9 protein-coding genes are annotated in these 6242 nt (G+C 53.7%); 2 read left to right on the top strand and 7 right to left on the bottom strand.

Annotation, left to right across the window (positions count from 1 at the left end):
* Window positions 1-44: 44 nt before the first annotated feature.
* From VI25_RS21175 to VI25_RS24925, 7 genes are all read right to left on the bottom strand, one after another.
* Window positions 45-296: a hypothetical protein gene (locus VI25_RS21175; protein WP_045690514.1), complete on the bottom strand. Its 252-nt coding sequence runs from the start codon at window positions 294-296 to the stop codon at window positions 45-47.
* 1 nt (window position 297) lies between these two features.
* Entirely contained in the window at window positions 298-1005 is a 708-nt protein-coding gene (locus VI25_RS21170; protein ID WP_045690513.1) for an ABC transporter ATP-binding protein, read from the bottom strand.
* Between the two features lie 40 nt (window positions 1006-1045).
* On the bottom strand, window positions 1046-2215 hold the full coding sequence (locus tag VI25_RS21165; RefSeq protein ID WP_236705184.1) for a TonB-dependent siderophore receptor: 1170 nt from the start codon (window positions 2213-2215) through the stop codon (window positions 1046-1048).
* A 5-nt stretch (window positions 2216-2220) separates the two neighbouring features.
* Window positions 2221-3147, bottom strand: a complete 927-nt coding sequence (locus VI25_RS24930; protein ID WP_152981752.1) for a TonB-dependent siderophore receptor — start codon at window positions 3145-3147, stop codon at window positions 2221-2223.
* Window positions 3111-3374 (bottom strand): hypothetical protein, encoded by a 264-nt coding sequence (locus VI25_RS21155; protein WP_152981751.1) that lies wholly within the window; start codon window positions 3372-3374, stop codon window positions 3111-3113. Before VI25_RS21155 ends, VI25_RS24930 begins: the two co-directional genes overlap by 37 nt.
* A gap of 365 nt (window positions 3375-3739) precedes the next feature.
* On the bottom strand, window positions 3740-4114 hold the full coding sequence (locus VI25_RS21150) for a hypothetical protein (protein WP_052695716.1): 375 nt from the start codon (window positions 4112-4114) through the stop codon (window positions 3740-3742).
* A gap of 376 nt (window positions 4115-4490) precedes the next feature.
* On the bottom strand, window positions 4491-5057 hold the full coding sequence (locus VI25_RS24925) for a hypothetical protein (protein ID WP_152981750.1): 567 nt from the start codon (window positions 5055-5057) through the stop codon (window positions 4491-4493).
* A 516-nt stretch (window positions 5058-5573) separates the two neighbouring features.
* Between VI25_RS24925 and VI25_RS26130 the strand changes: the two genes are divergently transcribed.
* Both VI25_RS26130 and VI25_RS21140 read left to right on the top strand, forming a co-directional pair.
* Complete coding sequence (locus VI25_RS26130) at window positions 5574-5747, top strand: hypothetical protein (protein ID WP_201783366.1); 174 nt, start codon at window positions 5574-5576, stop codon at window positions 5745-5747.
* Window positions 5732-6052 (top strand): DUF892 family protein, encoded by a 321-nt coding sequence (locus tag VI25_RS21140; RefSeq protein WP_055562838.1) that lies wholly within the window; start codon window positions 5732-5734, stop codon window positions 6050-6052. Before VI25_RS26130 ends, VI25_RS21140 begins: the two co-directional genes overlap by 16 nt.
* The last annotated feature ends 190 nt before the right edge of the window (window positions 6053-6242 follow it).

Here is a 6242-nt window from a genome sequence, read left to right as displayed (position 1 = left end):
AAAGGAATTGCCAGTATAGTCCTCCAGCCCGTTGTCTACCAAGGCTAGGTCGGCAGTAGCTTGTACGCGTAAAAGCCGAAGTGGGCCCCTAGGTGTGGGTTCTTGTCGCCCTGTGAAATGAACTGCTGGTAGGTAATGTGCTGGGACTCGCGCAGAAACTGACTGCGCGTGGTGGAGTATGCGTAACCGTTATATAAGGCCAGCCCCAGCAGGGCGGCCAGCCCCACTAGCAGCCAGGTAACCTTAGTGGTGCGCAGCAGCTCGGTCAGCTCTTTCTTGAGTAGAAGCTGAATCATTTTAAACGGACTGGTTGACGGTGGTGAGGTAGCAGTCGGTTAATTCGGCGTAGGATACGGCCTCGGAGTGCAGCTCTTGCCGCAAGCGGCCTTGGTGCATAATGCCAATGCGGTGACCAAGATTCTTGGCCATCAGCAAGTCGTGGGTCGCCATGAGGGTGCTCACGCCTTGGCTGCTAAGGCGGGTGATAACCTGGGCAAACTCATTGCTGGCGTGCGGGTCTAGGCCCGAGGTGGGCTCATCCAGAAACAATGCCTTGGCTTGCTTGGCTAGAGCAATGGCAATGCCCACCTTTTGGCGCATCCCCTTGGAGTAGCCGCCCACACGCTGGTCGAGGGCGGCGTCTTGCAAGCCGGCTGTCTGGGTAAAGCTTCTCAATTCGGCCCTCGAGTAGGCGTAGCCCGAGAGGCCACTGAAAAAGGCTAAGTTTTCGAGCCCCGTGAGCGTAGGGTAGAGGTTCACAACCTCGGGGATGTAGGCCACCATATTGCGGGTAGCGTGGTTGTTTACCGATACTTCCAGTCCATCAATCAGCGCCCGGCCGCTAGTAGCGGGCAGAAAGCCCAGAAAGATGTTGATAGTCGTCGATTTACCAGCCCCGTTAGACCCTAGGAGGCAGTAGACCTCCCCGCTGCGGATGTCCAAATCCAGGTGGTCGAGGGCCAAATGTGCGCCAAAGCGCTTGGTGAGTTGTTCAGCTTGTAGCATAAGGTTGAGCAGAGTGTACCAGGCGCTTAGAGAGTATAGCTTACCGACAGCCGACCATTGGTACCGGCCTGCGGTATCCAGTAGTAGAGCCGTTGCGCAGCCAGGGAGTAGTAATAAGATTGTAATTCAGCAGGTTGTTGACCACCAGGTTTACTTTCAGGTGGGGCGACTGCCAGCCCAAGCCTCCATCTAGCCGGAAGAAATCGGGTATGGGGTAGGGCGTGGCCACGGCGTAGCGCCCACCCCGGCCCGCTTGGTACTGATACCCCAGGGAGAAGCTCAGGCCCCGCACCAGCCGGGCGGGTAGCTCGTAGTTAAGCCAAGCGTTTTGCACGTGCTTGACAAACAACGGCGTGCGCGCTCCTACCAGCAGCGGATTAACGTCCTGATCAATGCGGGAGTCGGTATAGGCGTAGTTCACCACCGCATTCAGGCCGCGTACTACTTGGCCCGTAAGGTCAAAATCTACCCCCTGAGCATGGTTCTTACCTACCTGAATGCGGTACAATGCATTAGTAGGGTCGGAGGCAGCAATGCTGGACCGGGTAATGTAGTACACGGCCACGGCCGACGTCCAGCGGCCATCAAGCCAGTTCTTCTTGATTCCCAATTCACGGTTGAGGCCCCGCAACGGGTCGATGGGCGTGCCATTGCTTGTTATGCCGCCCTGCGGCACTAGCGTGCGGTCAAAGAGGCCATACACCGAGAGGCTGGGCAATAGGCTGTAGCTGACGCCCAAGCGAGGGGTAACTACCTGGTCGTGAGAACTGCTGCTGGCGCCTAGCACGTGGTTGTTGCTGTTTACAGCCGTGTAGCGCAAGCCAGGCGTAATGCGCAGCTTATTCGCCAGAAGAGCTATTTCATCGAGAACGTAGGCCGAGTAGTAGTTTATGGTTTGCGAGGTGTTGCGGGAAGCAAGCCCACCGGGCGAACGGTAACCTGGAATTTCGGCACCGTATACCGGGTTGGTCACATTGAGGGGGTAGTACACGGGTTGGGTAGTACCCCCAGCCGTGGGGACCGTGTTATACGTTAGGTAGTCGACGGCCTGGAACTGTTTCTGGTTTACATCCACACCTGTCAGCAGTTGGTGGGTAAGCGCGCCGGTAGTAAACCGGCCATTCAGAAACGCTTGTTGGGAAAATACCCGCGTGCGGTCCAAATCGTACTTGGGGTTGCGCAGCAGCACATCGGCGTTGTTGGGATTCAAGCCCGTCACCCAAAGGTAGATGCCCTCACTTTTCTCTTGCAAAAAGCGCCCCGTACCGTAAGCTGCCAGTGGGGGTTGAACTGATGAGAAAGCGTGAGAAAGCCCGACTGATTCTGCGCCCGAATAGGGCCCACACTCCGTTCACTGATGGTAAAGTCGTGCGGTAAGGTGCCAAAGCCCCGCGGAGTCATCACAATAGGGCTGTAGAGGCCGTACGTGAACGTCTGAAAGCTATACTCAGCCGTTACAGCAGTACGGTCACTTATTTGATACTTCAGCACCGGCGCTACCAACAGGCGCCGGTTGTAGTCACCTGGCACAAAAGATTTTGTACTCAGGGCCATGGTGTTGAAGCGGTAAAGCAACCTGCCTGGCTTGTCGAGCTTGCCATCAAGGTCGGCGGCCAAGCGGTAAAAGTTGTAGCCACCCAACATAGCCGTGGCCGAGTAGCGGGATCCGCCGGTGGGCTGCTTGGTCACGATATTGAAGCTTCCGGCCGGGTCGCCAATGTTGTTCATGAAAAGTGACGGCCCCTTCACAAACTCTATTTGCTCGATAATGGCGGCATCATCCGGGACGGGCCCCCGGTAGTAGGGCGTCAAATCCACGCCGTTGCGGAGGCTGGCAATCTGGCCGCCGCGCATGTACAGGTTGGGGCCCAGGTTGTTGGATATTTCGTTTCGGATGACGCCGCTCACGTTGCGGGTCACGCTTTCGGTGGTGTTGAAGCTGCCCTGGTCGAAAATAACCTCCGGCCCCACCGATTGAATGTCCTGTGAAAGTTGGAGCAGTGGCGTCTGTAAACGCAGTGCGCTGGATATAGTCTGGGTGGTGTACTGCCGATAGTATTTCGAGGTCACGGTGGCTTCGGCCAGCGTCGTTGCCGCGTCGGCCATCAGCGCAATGCGCAGAACCGAATTGGCCGGACCCACCCGTAGGTTTGTGCTTGATGACCTAAATGATTAACAGTAAGGGTGGTGATAGGCTCGCGGCCCCGCAACTCAAACCGCCCAGTGCTGTCGGTAGTGGCTACGTGGTTGGTTTGCGGGCTGCTGATAAGGGCCCCCGCAAGGGGTGTGCCTACCTGGGGCCCCTCGCCCTCGCGCACCTCCCCTCTGATAGTGGTTTGGGCCCATGCGGCCAATGGAGGTAAGAGCATACACAATGCAGCTACCAAGTGTTTCATACAACAGAAGCCTCGACTAGAACAGGCGCGCAGCCGCTCCCACTCCCCGACACGGCTAAATGAACCATAAGGGTATAGCGGCGCGGTCAGCCGGCGCAGTCCAGCCTGAAAAGCAGATAAGTAGGGTGAAGGAATAGCCGGCGGTCAGAGTCCGTCAGCTTGGCCAAAGCCATAAATAAGGCCATCAGTAAAAGCCCATACACCGTGGGCACCGAAAACGCAGGCGACACCTGATAACTACTTGATAGCTAGCTGGCAGCAATAGACACCCCACGCCGGTACCGGTCCTACCTGCAGCAGGACCAATAACGCACACGGTTACGCTTTAATGGGACCGACTAGGCAGGTGGCGGGCGAAATACGCCTCGCGCAGCAGCAACCGGCACTTCGGCTGGTCGGTAGGGGCCATAGCCCACGGGAATGCCACCCCAGCGCTTGGGGGTAGCAGGCAGTAGCAGCCGGAAGGCTATTGGCAGCATTTCCGGGCTTTCTTTCAGAAGATTGTGCGCTTTGTTTCCCCGCTCATCCTGCTCTTTCAGTTGTTTGGCAACATGGCACTTGCCGTTGCAGTGCAGTTGTGGCCGGGCCTTGTTCACGCAGAAACGGGCCGTAATGGCGGCCTGGTTCAGCAGGAAGTCTACCATTACCACTTCCCGGCTGAAGGTCTGCAGCAGCACGAGTAGGATGAGTAGGTAGGAGAAAAAAGCCTTCACAGAGGGGATGCTAGTTGGCGCAAATGTACACGCACAACTACCGTTTTTAGTGAATCCCGCGCTAAAAAGGAGACTTTTATGCAGAACTACCCGATTCCGTTGGCCCGCAAATTGGGCGGTTTTTCTTCGTGCATCTGGCTCCAAGCTGCTTACCCTCAGCAGCTAGAGTAATAGCAAATACTTTCCGCTAGGTAGCGGAGTTTACTAAGCATGTCCTAGTGAAAAACAGCACAGCGAAAGTACCTGCTCTGGGTACTTTTGCTGTGCTGTTGCAAAGCTAGTGGGTGGTGATGCGACTACCCAGGCTGAATTTGATGCCTAGCTCCGGGGTTATTTCCCAGTAGGAGCGCTGCCTAAAATTGCCGTATGGGCTGTATTAGGTATAACCGGGCCTCCGGTCAACCCCCGCGCCCACGTACGCATCAAACCAGCCATACTTGCCAAGGCGGCGTTGCATCCCCCAAATGGCAGTGAGCGTGGAGTATCGGTAGGGGTTATAATGCAGTTGATTGAAGACAGTCGTGGTCTGCACAGCAAGGTAATTACCCACGAATGGACCCGTTGCCCGCTCTTTCTGACGCCGTTTCTCTTGATTGTAATAGTATCTCACCCCCAGGTCGAATCCATATTCATGGATAAGCGGAGCGCGAGAACCATCAGCAAGCGGATTACTACGTCCTAGTTTGATGCCCGCAAATCCGTTGCCGTACACGCTGATAGCAGAAGTGAGATGATGCTCAGCTCCTACTACTACCGGCAACGACACTCCCCAATAGCCACTCCCTAAGCCTCGGGTGAGACCCGTACCCACTTTAACCAGCGTACCAGACCTCGTAGGCACACGATCAATCGGACGAGCAGTAGAGTCAGCAATTTGGGCGGTAGCTCCGGTGCTGCTTAGCAGGAGCAGAGTGAGTGGTAAAATGATAGATAAGCTACGCATAGAAATACAGAAGAAGAGAAATCGATACTTGTGGGAGGCTATCCTAGACAAAATGGTTGCGCGGGGGAATATTTACCTACAAAATATGGGCTTCTTGTCTAAGCGTTTCGAGAGCGAACAATCAGCATACCTACTTTAATATCTTGATTTACAATTCATAAGTACAGTATGGTTAAACTAGGTTTTGACAACTACCGCTCGGGCCGTAGTTTTTATACTAATTCCTTATTTCCATGACTAGCACATGGCTGGCAGTCAATCGTATAGATATACTATCAATTTTGCATTTTATTCATACTACATACCCTTAGAGTAGAATTGGAATTATCTATTATAGCTGTATTGAAGAGAAGCTCAATCTGACTGACAGGAAAGAACATAATAAGTAAGCTGTTGATAATTAGATAATGATAAAGACATGCGCATGTAAGAATGTAGCTGGAACAACTAGCAATAGCATCCGTTAAGACAATCAAACAGGATGGTCCTGTTATTCACTTAGTATAGAATATTTACATGAATACTGACGACTTAAAACAACTGGTAAAGGACGGCTTATCCGCGCAACTGGCAGGTAGCAAAGTAGCGGCAGCCGCAACAGACGAAATTCAGCAGGACGCCAAGAATCCGACCCTAAAACAAGCACTACAACAAGGCAACGAAACGTCCAAAGAGTGGGCAAAGCGCTAGATCGGGCTATTGCCGAAGTAGGTGGCGTGGAAGAACAGAAAAACGAAATCTTAGAGGCACACTACCAAGTGAGCAAAGAAATCCGCGCGAAAGCAGAATCCGACGACGTGCGTGATTTAGGTATCATTGCCAGCGGCCAAATGGCCCTGCACTACTGGATTGCTTCATTTGGTACCGTAGCCTCTTACGCTGCTTCTGCTGGCTTTCCCCAAACAGAGCAAGAGTTGAAAGCCTCGGTGCAAGAAGCAAAACAAGCAGACGACCAGCACACGGATATTGCTCAGCAAATTCTTGCTACTCAATAGGTTGTTTCCTGCTCGTACTACTTTCACATGCATCAAAGTGGGCGTAGCTTCGGTCTACAGTAATAATTTCTATGCCGCAGCAGGCAGTGCCGATTGGGCTTTGTAAAAAGTAGGTTGCCTGCTCTGCATTTGCCAGATGAGCTGAAGAAATAACTACCCCAATACGTTCTGAGGGCCGCTAGATACATCT

It is taken from the genome of Hymenobacter sp. AT01-02, from assembly GCF_000961955.2.
Taxonomy (GTDB): Bacteria; Bacteroidota; Bacteroidia; order Cytophagales; family Hymenobacteraceae; genus Hymenobacter; species Hymenobacter mucosus.
This window is presented reverse-complemented; position numbering and strand designations above follow the sequence as displayed.